Raw genomic sequence first — 13,851 nt, forward strand, 5'->3', positions numbered from 1 at the left:
AATGCTGAAAATTGGTCCGTATGAATTCTCTTCGCGGTTGTTGCTCGGGACGGGCAAATATCCGAGCCTTGAGGTGCAAAAAGAAGCGGTGGAAGCATCCGGCGCAGAAATTTTGACCTTTGCCGTCCGGCGAATGAACATTTTTGCGCCGGAGCAGCCGAATTTTTTAGAGCAGCTTGATTTAAGCCGATATAAGCTTCTGCCCAATACCGCCGGGGCAAAAACGGCTGAGGAAGCGGTCCGCATCGCCCGACTGGCCAAAGCATCGGGGCTATGTGATATGATTAAGGTAGAAGTGATCGGCTGCGACAAAACGCTTCTTCCCGACCCGGTTGAGACGTTAAAAGCAGCGGAAATGCTGCTGGAAGAAGGGTTTATCGTCTTGCCGTACACGTCTGATGACGTCGTGCTCGCCAAGCGCTTGCAAGAGCTTGGCTGCCATGCCGTCATGCCGGGGGCATCGCCGATCGGGTCCGGGCAAGGCATCCTTAACCCGCTCAATTTGAGCTTTATCATCGAGCAAGCGACCGTGCCGGTGATCGTCGATGCCGGCATCGGCGGGCCGGCCGATGCGGCGCTGGCGATGGAGCTTGGCGCGGATGGGGTGCTGTTGAATACGGCCGTGTCCGGCGCAGCTGATCCCGTAAAAATGGCAAAAGCGATGAAGCTGGCGGTGGAAGCGGGACGGCTCGGTTATGAAGCCGGGCGCATCCCGAAAAAACGATACGCGTCAGCAAGCAGCCCAACGGAAGGAATGAGTGTTGTTTGAATGAACGGTATTCCCGGCAACAACTATTTGCGCCGATTGGCGAGGAAGGGCAAAAGAAAATACGGGAAAAGCACGTCGTCTTAATCGGCGCCGGAGCGCTCGGCACAGGAAACGCCGAAGCGCTCGTGCGCGCCGGCATTGGCAAACTGACGATCATTGACCGCGATTATGTCGAATGGAGCAACTTGCAGCGCCAACAGCTTTACAGCGAAGTGGATGCGAAAGAGCGGCTGCCGAAGGCGATCGCGGCCAAGCGGCGGCTCGAGCGAATCAACAGCGAGGTCAAGATCGACGCGATAGTCGGTGAGGCTGACGCCGAACAGTTGGAATCATTGGCTGTCGAACAGCGGCCCGACCTATTGATCGATGCGACGGACAACTTCGATGCGCGCATGATCATCAATGATGTTGCCTACAAATATGGCATTCCGTGGATTTACGGCGCCTGCGTCGGCAGCTATGGATTAAGTTACGCGTTTATTCCCGGACGTACCCCATGTTTATATTGCTTGCTTGAAACGGTGCCGCAAGGGGGATTGACATGCGACACGGCCGGCATTATCAGTCCGGCAGTGCAGATGGTCGTCAGTTACCAAGTGGCTGAGGCGTTGAAAGTTTTAGTCGAGGACTGGGCCGCGCTGCGCGGCAAGCTCGTTTCGTTTGATCTTTGGACGAATGAATACGCAGCGATTCGCATTGACGCGGTCAAAAGAGACGACTGTCCGACGTGCGGACATCGTCCATCTTATCCGTTTCTTTCTTATGAACATCAGACGAAGACCGCTGTGCTGTGCGGGCGCGACTCAGTGCAAATTCGACCGTCTTCCCGGCGCCAGTACGATGTAAACGAATTGGCATCTCTTTTTCGCCGCCAAGGGCTCCGGGCCGAAGCGAATCCGTATCTCGTCTCCGTATCGCTCGGCGCCAAGCGGCTTGTCGTATTCGCCGACGGGCGCGCGCTTGTGCACGGCACAAAGGATGTGAACGAGGCGAAAACGATTTATTACCGTTATTTAGGATGAAAACGGGGACCTCTTTTTTTGAGTCCCTGTTTTTTTTCAGTCACAAAACTGTCAAAAAGCCGTCTTGTTTTCCCTGTTTTTCCCGCTATCCATATAGTACGATGAAGGTAAGAAGGCAAAGGGAGGGGAGATGGATGGATGAGTGGTCCGTCACGTTGAACATCGCCTCGTTGGTAGTGCTTGTCTACTTTATTGGCTCCTGCTGGATCGAATCGTAAAACGCGCCGGCGCACCTCGGCGCGTTTTTTGAGGTGGATTTATGGTAATATATAGAAAGTGATTCCACCCACTATAGTCAGCTGGCGAAAAATTTGTTATATTTAAGGTAAGGAACGGAAACGGCTGCCGATAGCCGCGCAGCCTCATTCCGCCCGATGCCGAAAGTTTTGCTTCAGCAGGCATGTTTTGGGAAAGGAATGGATATGAATAACATAGTCATGGTCCGATAGGAGTGTGAAGATTCGTTGGAAGAGTGGCCGTTAAGGTTGTTCGGTTGGTTTTTCCTTTTCTTGCTCGCGAACGCATTGTTTGCATCGGCTGAGGCGGCGTTTTCATCCGCCAGCAAAGCCCGGTTAAAACACTACGCGGAAGAGCATTCAAACAACAAGCGGCTTCAAGCAGTGGTCGGGCATCTTGACCGTGCATTGTTAGCGCTTGCTATGGCCAGCCGTCTAACAGGCATCATCGCGGTGGCGCTATTTATCGAGATCGCTGCTTCTCTGCTTGGGGAGCAGACCGGTTTATTTGTCGCCATTGCGGTCATGACCGTTTTGTCTGTCGTCTTCGGTGAAATTTTGCCAAAATCGATGGCGAAAGAGTACGCGGAGCCGCTCGCCATCCGGTATGCCGGCCTGGCCTATGGGCTGATGAAGCTCATGGTGCCGATTACGGCATTGTTTCAAGCCCTGAAAGAGCGTATGACCCGGCGATTCGCCAACGGGGCTGCCGTGCCGGCCGTCACGGAGGAAGATATTAAGGTGATGGTCGAGCTGAGCGAAGAAGAAGGGGTTATCGACAACAAGGAAAAAGAGCTGATTCAACGTTCGCTCGATTTTGATGAAATTTTAGTCGGAGAAATTTTTACGCCGCGCGCCGATATGGTGGCGGTCGAGATCAACCAGCCGATTGAAGAGATTCGCGATGTATTTTTGGAGGAAAAATATTCCCGAATCCCGGTCTATGAAGGGGATATTGACAACGTAATCGGCATTTTGTCGGAAAGTGACTTTTTCAGCGAACTTGTCCAAAAGCGTGACGTGTGCGTCCGCGAGCTGTTGCGCCAGCCGCTGTTTGTCGTCGAATCGATGAAAGTGTCCGATTTGCTGCCGGAGCTGCAAAAAAGCAAAGTGCATATGGCGATCGTTGTTGACGAGTTCGGCGGCACGGCCGGCTTGATTACGCTTGAGGATATTCTTGAGCAAATCGTCGGCGAAATATGGGATGAGCATGATGAAGCGGTAAAAACCGTGCGTCAAATCGATGAACATAGTTTTGAATTCAGCGCTGAACTGCCGCTTGACGAATTTTGCGAAGTGATGAACATCGACGTGCCGGAAAGTGAATCGCATACGTTGGGTGGCTGGATTTTTGAAATGTTTGAGCGCATTCCGGCGGTCGGCGAAACGTTGCAATACGGCCCGCTGACGTTGACCGTCCGCCAAGTCGACAACCGTCGCATCCGCAAAGTGCTTGTTTCCTTGAGCCAGCAACCGCTCGCCGAGCAGGCGGGGGGCGTCTAGGCGCTTTCGGACCGCATGAATATAGAAGAGCCCCAGGCTGACTGCCTGGGGCTTTTGCCATCTATTATGAAGTTGTCTGTCAACCGGTTATTGAATGTTGCCGAATTGGCCGCCGAGTTGTTGTTGAGCCATCGCTACAAGGCGTTTGGTAATTTCCCCGCCGACCGAACCGTTTGCGCGCGAAGTCGTGTCAGCGCCAAGGTTTACACCAAATTCTTGGGCGATTTCGTACTTCATTTGGTCGATCGCTTGTTGGGCACCAGCGACGAGCAGTTGGTTATTGTTGTTGTTGCGTGCCATAGTTGATCATCTCCCCTTAGAAATTTTGATGGCTGGGTTGGCTGGATTTGCACCAGCGCTGCACGCGAAGAAGCGTGCTGCCAAGCTTGGCTGAACCCAACGGCCCACCTGCTTTTGCGTTCGCCAGCGGAAGTGTTTTGGCATGCGTCCTGTTTCGCTGGCGGTACTCATAGTTTGGAACGTTTTTTGCCCGTTATTCACTGCGATAATATGGTAATTTTTTACGTTTTATCGACGCCGTCATTAGGAAATATGTAAAAGTAAGAGGCATCTTAGAGGAGGAAGCAGCATGAATGTGTGTCCACTTTGCAACGGGCTGCGCCGGGTGACAGTGTATTGCAGCTATTGCCGGCAGCCGATGGAAGACCAAGGGAAAGTGACGGATTATTTCGATGACTACAGTCCGTACATGGATGCGGATGTGATGAAGCTTGCTGACGGTTACCCGCACACATATCGAAACCATGAATGCGTCCATCTGTTCTATTGCCCGCACTGCCGGGAGGAGGAGGTGCGGTTCATTAAAGAATAGGCTCTAGCGATGCGCTAGAGCCGAATAAGTCTATATACAAACAATGGGGGGAGCTTACTTCTCATCCGCCGCCCGGATGCGCCGCTCCGTCTCGACGTCGAAGAAATGCGCTTTGTTCAAGTCAAACGCAAGGTCGATGCGGTGGCCCGGCTTGATTTCCGTGCGGGCGTCAATGCGGGCGACAAACTCCTGGCCGCCGATGTTTGAATAAATCATCGATTCGGCGCCAAGCAGCTCAGCGACTTCAACATGCGCGGTAATTTTTGTCATTGGCGATGCCTCCAAGAAGAGCGGCTCATCATGAATGTCTTCCGGACGGATGCCCAAAATGACTTCCTTGCCGACGTACCCTTGGCTGCGCAGCACTTTCATTTTCCCTTCTGGCACGCCGAATGTCGTCTGGCCGACGACAAACTTGCCGTCTTGCAGCGTTCCTCTAATAAAGTTCATCGCTGGCGAGCCGATAAAGCCGCCGACGAAGATGTTTTCCGGTTTCTCATACACTTCGCGCGGCGTTCCGACTTGCTGGATGACGCCGTCTTTCATGACGACGAGGCGGGTGGCCATCGTCATCGCTTCCGTTTGGTCATGGGTGACGTAAATCGTTGTCGTTTCAAGACGCTGATGGAGTTTGGCGATTTCCGAGCGCATTTGCACGCGTAATTTGGCGTCCAAGTTTGAAAGCGGTTCGTCCATTAAAAACACTTTCGCATCGCGGACGATGGCGCGTCCCAATGCTACGCGCTGCCGCTGTCCGCCGGAGAGCGCCTTCGGTTTGCGGTCCAAATATTGCTCAAGGCCGAGAATGCGAGCTGCTTCACGGACGCGTTTCTCGATTTCCGCTTTCGGGAACTTGCGCAGTTTTAAGCCGAACGCCATGTTATCATAGACGCTCATATGCGGATAAAGGGCGTAGTTTTGGAATACCATGGCAATATCGCGGTCTTTGGGCGGTACATCGTTCACTCGTTTTCCATCGATGTAGAGATCGCCTTTAGAAATTTCCTCCAGGCCTGCAATCATCCGCAATGTTGTCGACTTGCCGCAGCCGGACGGACCGACAAAGACGATGAATTCCTTATCTTGAATATGTAAGTTAAAATCTTTTACAGCCGTGACATTGTTATCGTAAATCTTATACACATGATCCAACACGAGTTCCGCCATCACGAATCCCCCTTTATTGAAATCGTTTTCTCACACTCATATTATATAGATGAATGTGAATATTCGTGAATAGACAAGGTGCACAAAAAAAGTCGCCCGTTTTCGGCAACATGACGGGGAAGCGTCCGCTGCTACGCACGGCGTTGGTGCAAAATAGCCAAATAGGCAGCCGCGGCGCCTTTAAACCGCTTGATGTCAATGCCGGTTTGCTCGGCCCATTTGTCGATCCGATATTGCAAGCTATTGCGGTGCATATATAGTTTTTTCGCCGCCATGGAGACGTTTAAATTGCACTCTAAAAATGTTTCCATGGCGCGCACTTCCTCTTCGCCCAGCCCATCGAGAAACGATAAAATTTGCCCTGTCTTGCCGTCGTCTGCTGCGCTTTCAAGGAGTGGAAGCGGAATGACGTCCTCCCATTCGTACACCGTCTGTTTCGGCCAAAAGCGCCGGGCGGCGGCAAAACATTGCTGCTCGAGAAGGAACGACTCGTACAGCTCCCCGTTCACCGGGCGAACGGGGCCGATCAGCAAATGCATCGTCGCATAAAAATCGGCGGCGAGCGCATCCGCCATTTCGGCCAGCAAGAGCGGCTCGGCCGTCCGTTTTTGTTTGGCCTCAATCAGCAGCCCGCGCTTGTCTTCATTCCAAACGATCAGCACCCGCGAGGCAAATAGGTTGTGGATCGTTTCGGCAAATTCCTGTTTGTTGGCGATCGGGCGATTGACGAGAAAATGAATGAACCGGCAGTATGGGGCAGAGAGCATCGCAGGAGCGTCGGGGCGGCCGGTGGCCATCCATTGTTTCCACGCCCGTTCTTCTTCGCTTTCCGGCTCCCGCCGGCGGTTGGCTGGGGTCAATAACAGCGCCAACAGCTGCCGCTCTCGTTCCGTCAACCGCTCTTTGGCGATGCCCACCTCATCGCCCCCGGCGGTGTAAAACCATTCGTACGCCTCGGGATCGGCCGGTTGACCGTTGATGATAATGTCCCCTTTATAAAGTGATTCGAGCTCTTTTAACATCACGGCGCCCCCTTTTCTACCTTTTTTCATTCATTATAACAGAAAGGCCGATTTTCCTGGTGGACAGGAAAATCGGCTCCGTTTACTCGCCGGCGTCGTATGGCGGTTCTTCTTTGACCAGGTCGCGCGCTTCTTCGATGTTGACCTCATCACCGCGGCCGTGCACGACGCCGCCAGCCATCCCTTCATTAATCATGCGGTCAATATCCATGTAATATTCATCGCGCCCCTCATATAAGGCGTCTTGGCGCCCCGCTTCGTTCCGCTCCATGGTTTCGCTCCTTCCTCATCGTTTTTTCCTAGTTTGTCCGAAACAGGCATAGACTATCCGCTTCGCTCATATGGATGAAAGAGGACTGGCAAGAAGGAGGGTGTAAGGGATTTTGTCGAAAAATATTTTTTGGACATCCCTGAGGAGCCGAAAAGCCTTGATAAATCAACATTTCTAGAGGGAGGGAAATAGGGTGGTTGCTGTGATCAAACAATTGCTGGAAACGACCGCTGCGGCTGAAGAAAAAGCTCGTCAGTTGGCAGCGCTTGAAGAAGACGGGCAAACATGGGAAACGTATTTCGCCGAGGTTCAGCGACAACGTCAACTTTGGCAGTATGTTCACCATTTGATGACCGGTGCAGGCTGGGGTGAGAGAAAGAAACAGCAAGAAGCGGCCAGCACTGGCCGCTTCGAGTTGCTGCAAGCGCTGACCGCCGATGAGTGGAAAAAAGCGAAGCTGTGCCGACAAGTAAGTCAGCGTTTAAGCGGAGCCGTCCGGCAGGCGGCAGACGGTGTGCTGCAGCAGGCACTTCGTTATAGCAAAGAATTTTTTGCTATGGCGCAAGATGAGCTAGTTCGGCAAACAGTCGATTGAGCCGCTGAAGCCGACGTGCTTCAATATCCGGCTCGTCAAAAGCCATCGGTTTGGCGTTTATTTCATAAATGTAAAGCTCCTGCTGTTTTCCGACGCCGATGTCGGCAGAAAATTCGCCGACAAGGCCGAACTGCTCGTTGAGGCGTTCGCCGCTCCAGGCGATGAGGCGCTCGAGCGCCTGTTCATCAATGCGGCTTTGAATTTCCGAATACGGAAGGATCGTTCCGCCGTGAAATACATGGGTTGTCAACGACCGAGGGCCGGCGAGGCGGACGCCGACGCCGGTGATCGTATGGCGATGGCGCTGCCAGTGGGCGAGCACGCGCAAATCGTAACGGCGCCCGTTCCATGTGTCCGTACAGGCGGCTGCTTGAACAATATAACGATGGGATTGGACAAGCGGCTCTAGCTCGTCGAGCGACCTTACCCGTTTTTGGCCGCGGGGGGATTCGCATATGGCTCCCGCCCCAGGCGAGGCGGTGAGACGGAGCAATCCGCTCCCCCTTGCCCCGTCGTCTCGTTTCAAGTAAATACAGCCGTATTGATGGAGCCAAGAGTGAATATCAGCCAACGAACGGACCGGCGCCGTTGGCAGCAGGTGAGGCCAAAGACGGCGGTCCGTCTGCAGCGCGCGGCAAACGTCCGATTTGCGGAAAAAAGAGCGGTTGACGAGCGGGATGCCATGGGAGGCAAGCCGGGCGGCTGCTGTTTGAAACGGCTCACTTTGTTCTTCTTCCCGGCTTTTGACTCGGTTGTAGACGACGTCCGGCAACGGAGTGGACGATTCGACAAACCGTTCGAGCGCCGGGGCGAATACATAACCGGAGACCATATTCTCGCCAATGCCGGCCGCGGTGCTGACGATGGCGATGCCGCCATCAGCATGAAGCGAGCGGATGACGGTCTCCACCCATGGTTTCCTTCCGCCAAGCAAAGCCGAAATGGATGATTCGCTCACCAATATGCCGACAAGCGGCCCGACCCGCCCGTTTTGCTCGTTGACCGCAAAGGTAAGATCGGGGAGGGAGGCGGCGGCAAGCTCGCCGCGGCCGAATCGATAGAAGCCGTCCGGCCGCCTGCTCACCCATTCATTGGCGTCGCGCCGGTAACCGATCGTGATCATAGTCCAAACGCCTCTGGATCGATGATGGCCGTTTTGCTTAGATGGACCGCATAGGCAAGCGGCAGCAGCGCCGTCCGCTCATCAGCCTCCTTGAGGCCCGGGTGTTTAAAGATGGAGCGCCCCGGTTTGGAATTGGCTTCAAACATCCAAATGTTTCCCTGCTCATCTACCCCAAAATCAAAACCGATTTCGCCAATTAACGTGTCTGATGTTTCATCGAGGCAACGGCTAAGTGTCAAGGCGGCGTCGCGGAGGCGGGCGAGCACCGTTTCGCGCTTGGCGGTGTTTGGAAAAATTTCTTCCAATGTTTTGACCATGCCGCCGCTGTTCATATGGGTCGTAATGCTTCGCCGCCCGGCTATTTTGGCGGCGACGGCGCTTACTTGCCATTGGCCGTTTTCATTTTTGTTCGTATGGACGCGGAAATCTGTCGGCCGTCCGTTGATGGTGATGAGCGGGACGGCTTGCTGAATGACGTAACGATGAAGCGGGGCGTGGGTGAGCAAATGATGCCATAGCGCCATGGCGGTCGGAAACAGCGTTGTTTTCGTTTCGCCGTGTTCGTCACGAAAGCGGCATTCGTATGCATCCTTTTTTTTCACCAAATGGTAAATGCCGCGCCCGAGGCTGCCATCAGCCGGTTTCACATACGCTCCCGTATACCGGTTGAGAAACTGTTCGATCGTCTGCCGCGTGACATAGGCGGAGGTTTCCGGCAAATATGGCCGTGCGTCGCGATGGACGGCAAGCCGGCGGTACACCTCCCATTTATTGAAAAAGCGTCCGTTGAACACTGGAATGCCATAGGCGGTCTGCAGCGTTTTCGTCACGGTTTGGAACATGTCGTCATTTTCAATGCGCCGGTTCGGCAGGCGGTTGTAAATCACCGTCGGCAACGGAACCGTATGCCGTTCCCAACCGCGTTCCGTGTAAAAATAGCCGTTGACCGTTCCATGCTCCCAGTCGATATGAGGAAGGCCAAACAAGAAGGCGAACCCGCCGACTTGTTTTTCTTGCGCTAACAGTTTGGCGAAGAAAAAACTGCGCCCTCCGACCGGACGATGGGGCGACTTGGTAAATCCAGCAGTGAAAACGCCGACGAGCGGTCCGATATGGACGGCTTCGTCAGTCAAAAACACGTGCACCTTAGCGGCAAACGGGATCAACAGACGCTGGGCGACATCGCCGGCGACGATGATGCTGTCGGACGGTCCGGAAGATGAGATGATCGTGCATGGAGCGAGGAAGCTGCCAAAGGCAACGGCTGTTCGTCCGTCCGCTTTCAGTGAGGAGGGAAGGATAACTGTATTGGACTCGTTGTCATCAATGACCAATGGATAGATCATCGGTTGGCCACCTCGCTCGCCAAAAACCGGCAATACTGAAGCGGCGCTTCGTAAATATCGTTTTGCTGCTCTGGCGGAAGAAGGCTGATGATTTTCCTTCCCGGCTTGGAATTGACGTCCAAAATCCAAACCGCTCCGTTGTCAGCAACGCCGAGATCCAGACCGATTTCAAACAGCGGACCGAGTTCATTGTCCATATAAGCCGGCAACGTACGGATGATCGTGTCAATGCCATCCAGCACTAAGATGCGTTTCGAAGAAGGAAGGTGGTCGAACCAGTCAGCGAACGGGCTCATGTCTGCACCAGCACGGAGATTGGCCACCCACGTTCCAGGGCGTCCGATGCGCACAGCCCGCACCCGTTCAACCCAGCGTCCGGTTTCATCTTTTTGCAGCAAAAAACGAAGGTCGAACGGTTCTCTTGCCTCGGTGGAGAGGGAGAGAAGCGGTTGAAGCGCATAGCCGTCCCGGCGCTGCAAGGAAGCGACGAATTGTTCAAGTTCGTTTCGGCGGGTGATCACGGCCCGCTCTTGGCCGCACCCGTCTTGAACGGACAATGTCTTCCCTTTCTTCTGGATAATATAAATGCCGCGTCCGCCAGAGCCGTGCACCGGTTTGGCGACGATGGCTTGTTCATGGCGAAGGAGATCAAGCACGTGATCGGCGCGCTCAAGACGGACGGTCGGCGGCACATATGCCGACAACAGCGGATGGGCGGAAAGCGTCTCATAGACGATCCACTTGCCGGGCAGGCCATAGCCTAAAAACGTGACATCCGGGCGTTGCTTCAGCCAATGCATAATCGGTTTCGCTTTTTTGGAACGGTCGTCGTGGCCGTAAAAGCAACGGTCGTACAAAAACGGCGGAATGGGAAAGACGGCATCGGTCCATTCTCCACTTTTGTCATCAAAGACGACACCGCGGACATTTTCCGTTCGCGGGTCGATCGCTAGCGGCGAAAAACGGTATATGGAAATGCCATACTGATTGGCGCGGCGGGCTACTTCGGTGCAGTACGCGCTTTCCTGTTGCTCATCAAGGGTGACAAAACCGAGTGAAATCAATGTCGTTCACTCCTTTTCTTCCATCAATGTCAGGCAATAATCAATCACGGCTTTCGCGGATGGGCGCACCGTTTGTTGAGAAAACGTCATTTCCGCCTGTTTGGACGGTTTTGTATTCACTTCGATGATCCATGGCCGTCCATGGACGTCAATGGCCAGATCGACGCCAAACTCTCCATACAGTCCTTCCGCTTCCGAGGCGAGAACGGCGGCGGATTCCAGTGCGATTTCTTTCAGAAGCTGTTTCTGCTGGAACACGTCCGCTCTCGTATACCACTTCCGCAAGACATCATTGACTGCCATCAGTACTCCGCCGCGGGCAAGGTTCGCGACAAACTGCTCGGGAGGGGCCGCGCGGGCGACCGCTGACGTGACGCGCCAATCGTTATGGCGGATGCGATGGCAAAGAAGGCGAAAATCGACAGGGCGGCCGTCAATCGTTTGAAGTTCAAGGCCTTGCTGGATGATCATCGGCGTCCGGATTTGTGGCTGCAAGGCAGAAACGGCCGCGGCAACCGAGCGGTATAGCGCCGATGACGAAGAGGTGGAACGGCGGAGACAAATTCCTTCATCGGTGCATTCAATGCGGAAAATCCCCCGCCCTTGGCTTCCGTGCACAGGCTTGAGAAAGACGGACGGGAAGGCGGCGAGAAACGCCTCGAGTGAGTCTTGGCCGTCCCACAGCGCCGTTTTCGGCAAGTACGGATGCAAGTACTCATGCCGCTCCAAATAACGGTGCACCTCCCATTTATGCAAAAAGCGGCGGTTGAACATCGCCCCGTCTTCCTCGTCAAGCCGGGCGAGCAGCTGCTGAAAGGCAGGCGCATATTCAGACTTGCGGGAGTGAAGGCGGTTGTAGACGACGTTCGCCCGCGGCACGCCCCCCTTGATCCATTCGCTGCCGGTTAACCGATATCCGGTGTGCTGCAAATAGAGTGACGGCGATGTGACATAAACAAAAAGGTTGTGCGTTTCTCCATATTTTACTAGTTCCTCACAAAAAAGGTGGATGGAGCCAAAAGAGGCCCGTTCCCGGTCTTCCTTTATTTCAGTCAATACGGCAACGGTTCGTTGGTTGCTCATCGCAGTCCCTCATTTGCGCATTTGTCAGGCAAGTTCTATAATGAACAATTAGGCAAACGTTTATATCGTATCGTATGATGAGAGCCGCTGTTTGGTGACAGCGGCGCGGATGAAAGGGGAAGGCGATGGGGACGTTCATTTATTTGTCGTTTATGGTGGCGGTTGGAGCGCTTATCGGCGGGGTGACGAATTTGATCGCCATTGTCATGTTGTTCCGCCCGCACGAGCCGATGTACTTGTTTGGGAAACGGCTGCCGTTTACGCCCGGCTTGATTCCAAAACGGAGGCGGGAACTGGCGGAACAGCTTGGGAAAACGGTTGTCGAGCATTTGGTGACGCCGGAAGGGCTCCGGCGCAAGCTCAACGATTCAGCCTTCATGGCGGGGGTGGTCGAGGAAGGACGGAAGTGGCTGAAACGGTGGCTGGCGCGCCGGGAGACGCCGGCGCAGTTGCTTGAGCGCCTCGGCATTCGTTCTCCGGATGAGCGTCTTGAGGCGTTGGCGGCCGGACAAGCCGCGCAGGCGTATGAGCGATGGAGCCAAACGTGGCGCACGCGGCCGATTTGCGATATACTGCCGCTTGAGTTGAAAGAAACGATGGAAGCGCGCATCGAGCAGCTGGCCGGTTACTTGGCCGACCGGGCGCTCGAGTATTTCAGCAGCGCGGAAGGAAAACAACAGCTTTCCGGCATGATCCAACGCTTTTTTCAAGAGCGGGGAATGGTCGGGGGCGTGCTGCAAATGCTGCTTGGCAATGTCAATTTAGTGGATAAAGTGCAGCCGGAAATCGGCAAATTTTTGCGCCATGCCGGCACAAGGGCGGCGATCGCCCGCCTCCTTTGGACAGAATGGAACAAATGGATCGACTATCCGCTGGCAACGGTGGAGGAGATGGTCGGACGAAGACGCATGAGCGAGGCGGTGCAGGCCGCAGCCCGCGGCCTCGTCCGGGGAAGCGGCTGGCTGCACCGCCCGCTCGCCGATCTTCTTGCGCCATATGAACAGGACGTACTCGACCGGTTCGTTCCGCAGGCGGTTGCCGCTGCTGTCCGCCTGCTCGGCGATCAGATGGAGTCGGTTGTGGCGCAGCTTGGATTGGCAGATGTCGTTCGTGATCAAGTCGAATCGTTTTCGCTCCGAAGGCTGGAGGCGATCATTTTGGCCATCGCCCGACGCGAGCTGAAGATGATCACCTATTTAGGCGCTGTGCTTGGCGCAATAATCGGCGCCGTCCAGGGCATGATCGGCCTATGGTTGTAGCAGCGAGTCATATGACCGCCGACTGGCGCATACGCTAGAACGTAAACGATATTGAAGTGGGAGGCTTCTTCTTATGTCCGAATCTCTTCGTGCGCTCGCAAGACAGCTTGAACAGGCGATCTGGGCGAGCGAGCCGTTTCAGCAGCTGAAACAGGCGTACGATCATGTCCGACACGACGACACCGCCTATCGGCTATTTGCTAACTTCCGTGACATTCAGCTTCGGCTACACGAAAAACAAATGCGTGGAGCCGCTATTTTGCCGGATGAAATTGAACAGGCGCAAAAGGCGATGGCGCTTGCCCAGCAAAATGAGAAACTGGCCCGTCTGATGGCGCTCGAGCAGCAAATGAGCATGACGATCGCGGAAGTGCAACAAATCGCCATGAAGCCGCTTGAAGAGCTGCATCGTTCATTTATGGAAGGAAGGTAGGAAAAACACCCGGTCGGGTGTTCTTTTTTTGTCCGTTTCGTCATAGTCATAAAAATGATAAGGAATGCAAAGCCGCCCCCAGCTTGCTGGCGGCGGCAAGAGAGGTTGAGACGGACAAAAGGGGGA

The 13,851-nt window shown here is 54.5% G+C and carries 15 protein-coding genes; 7 read left to right on the forward strand and 8 right to left on the reverse strand.

Features of this window, described 5'->3' with window-relative positions; genetic code table 11:
• Position 1 precedes the first annotated feature (1 nt).
• From QSJ10_RS02720 to QSJ10_RS02730, 3 genes are all read left to right on the forward strand, one after another.
• On the forward strand, positions 2-769 hold the full coding sequence (locus QSJ10_RS02720) for a thiazole synthase (protein ID WP_033013859.1): 768 nt from the start codon (positions 2-4) through the stop codon (positions 767-769).
• Complete coding sequence (locus tag QSJ10_RS02725; RefSeq protein WP_033013858.1) at positions 766-1,791, forward strand: thiazole biosynthesis adenylyltransferase ThiF; 1,026 nt, start codon at positions 766-768, stop codon at positions 1,789-1,791. The genes QSJ10_RS02720 and QSJ10_RS02725 overlap by 4 nt, the downstream gene beginning before the upstream one ends.
• A gap of 464 nt (positions 1,792-2,255) precedes the next feature.
• Entirely contained in the window at positions 2,256-3,530 is a 1,275-nt protein-coding gene (locus QSJ10_RS02730; RefSeq protein ID WP_053532418.1) for a hemolysin family protein, read from the forward strand.
• An 87-nt stretch (positions 3,531-3,617) separates the two neighbouring features.
• Here QSJ10_RS02730 and QSJ10_RS02735 read toward each other — a convergent pair whose 3' ends face one another.
• Complete coding sequence (locus QSJ10_RS02735; protein ID WP_011230133.1) at positions 3,618-3,830, reverse strand: alpha/beta-type small acid-soluble spore protein; 213 nt, start codon at positions 3,828-3,830, stop codon at positions 3,618-3,620.
• 289 nt (positions 3,831-4,119) lie between these two features.
• On the opposite strand from QSJ10_RS02735, the gene QSJ10_RS02740 reads away from it, so the two are divergent.
• Positions 4,120-4,362, forward strand: a complete 243-nt coding sequence (locus QSJ10_RS02740) for a hypothetical protein (RefSeq protein WP_033013856.1) — start codon at positions 4,120-4,122, stop codon at positions 4,360-4,362.
• 54 nt (positions 4,363-4,416) lie between these two features.
• On the opposite strand, the gene QSJ10_RS02745 is transcribed toward QSJ10_RS02740, so the two are convergent.
• The 3 genes from QSJ10_RS02745 to QSJ10_RS02755 all read right to left on the reverse strand — a co-directional run bounded on the left by QSJ10_RS02745 (position 4,417) and on the right by QSJ10_RS02755 (position 6,822).
• Entirely contained in the window at positions 4,417-5,529 is a 1,113-nt protein-coding gene (locus tag QSJ10_RS02745; protein WP_033013855.1) for an ABC transporter ATP-binding protein, read from the reverse strand.
• A gap of 131 nt (positions 5,530-5,660) precedes the next feature.
• Entirely contained in the window at positions 5,661-6,551 is an 891-nt protein-coding gene (locus QSJ10_RS02750) for a PucR family transcriptional regulator (protein WP_033011061.1), read from the reverse strand.
• An 82-nt stretch (positions 6,552-6,633) separates the two neighbouring features.
• Entirely contained in the window at positions 6,634-6,822 is a 189-nt protein-coding gene (locus tag QSJ10_RS02755; protein ID WP_033011064.1) for a hypothetical protein, read from the reverse strand.
• Positions 6,823-7,015: 193 nt separating this feature from the next.
• Between QSJ10_RS02755 and QSJ10_RS02760 the strand changes: the two genes are divergently transcribed.
• Entirely contained in the window at positions 7,016-7,417 is a 402-nt protein-coding gene (locus tag QSJ10_RS02760; protein WP_033013854.1) for a hypothetical protein, read from the forward strand.
• On the opposite strand, the gene QSJ10_RS02765 is transcribed toward QSJ10_RS02760, so the two are convergent.
• The 4 genes from QSJ10_RS02765 to QSJ10_RS02780 are packed head-to-tail and all read right to left on the reverse strand — an operon-like array spanning position 7,377 to position 12,033.
• Positions 7,377-8,540 (reverse strand): YheC/YheD family endospore coat-associated protein, encoded by a 1,164-nt coding sequence (locus tag QSJ10_RS02765; RefSeq protein WP_033013853.1) that lies wholly within the window; start codon positions 8,538-8,540, stop codon positions 7,377-7,379. The two genes, QSJ10_RS02760 and QSJ10_RS02765, sit on opposite strands and share 41 nt — an antisense overlap.
• Positions 8,537-9,886: a YheC/YheD family endospore coat-associated protein gene (locus QSJ10_RS02770; protein WP_033013852.1), complete on the reverse strand. Its 1,350-nt coding sequence runs from the start codon at positions 9,884-9,886 to the stop codon at positions 8,537-8,539. Before QSJ10_RS02770 ends, QSJ10_RS02765 begins: the two co-directional genes overlap by 4 nt.
• Positions 9,883-10,950, reverse strand: coding sequence for a YheC/YheD family endospore coat-associated protein (locus QSJ10_RS02775; protein WP_053532417.1), 1,068 nt, complete (start codon positions 10,948-10,950; stop codon positions 9,883-9,885). Before QSJ10_RS02775 ends, QSJ10_RS02770 begins: the two co-directional genes overlap by 4 nt.
• 6 nt (positions 10,951-10,956) lie before the next feature.
• On the reverse strand, positions 10,957-12,033 hold the full coding sequence (locus QSJ10_RS02780) for a YheC/YheD family endospore coat-associated protein (RefSeq protein ID WP_033013850.1): 1,077 nt from the start codon (positions 12,031-12,033) through the stop codon (positions 10,957-10,959).
• Between the two features lie 125 nt (positions 12,034-12,158).
• Here QSJ10_RS02780 and QSJ10_RS02785 point away from each other — a divergent pair, with 125 nt between their 5' ends.
• Positions 12,159-13,292, forward strand: coding sequence for a DUF445 domain-containing protein (locus QSJ10_RS02785; RefSeq protein WP_033013849.1), 1,134 nt, complete (start codon positions 12,159-12,161; stop codon positions 13,290-13,292).
• A gap of 73 nt (positions 13,293-13,365) precedes the next feature.
• On the forward strand, positions 13,366-13,725 hold the full coding sequence (locus QSJ10_RS02790) for a YlbF/YmcA family competence regulator (RefSeq protein WP_033013848.1): 360 nt from the start codon (positions 13,366-13,368) through the stop codon (positions 13,723-13,725).
• Positions 13,726-13,851: the final 126 nt, after the last annotated feature.

Origin of the sequence: Geobacillus stearothermophilus ATCC 12980 (genome assembly GCF_030369615.1) — a bacterium.
Classification (GTDB): Bacteria; Bacillota; Bacilli; order Bacillales; family Anoxybacillaceae; genus Geobacillus; species Geobacillus stearothermophilus.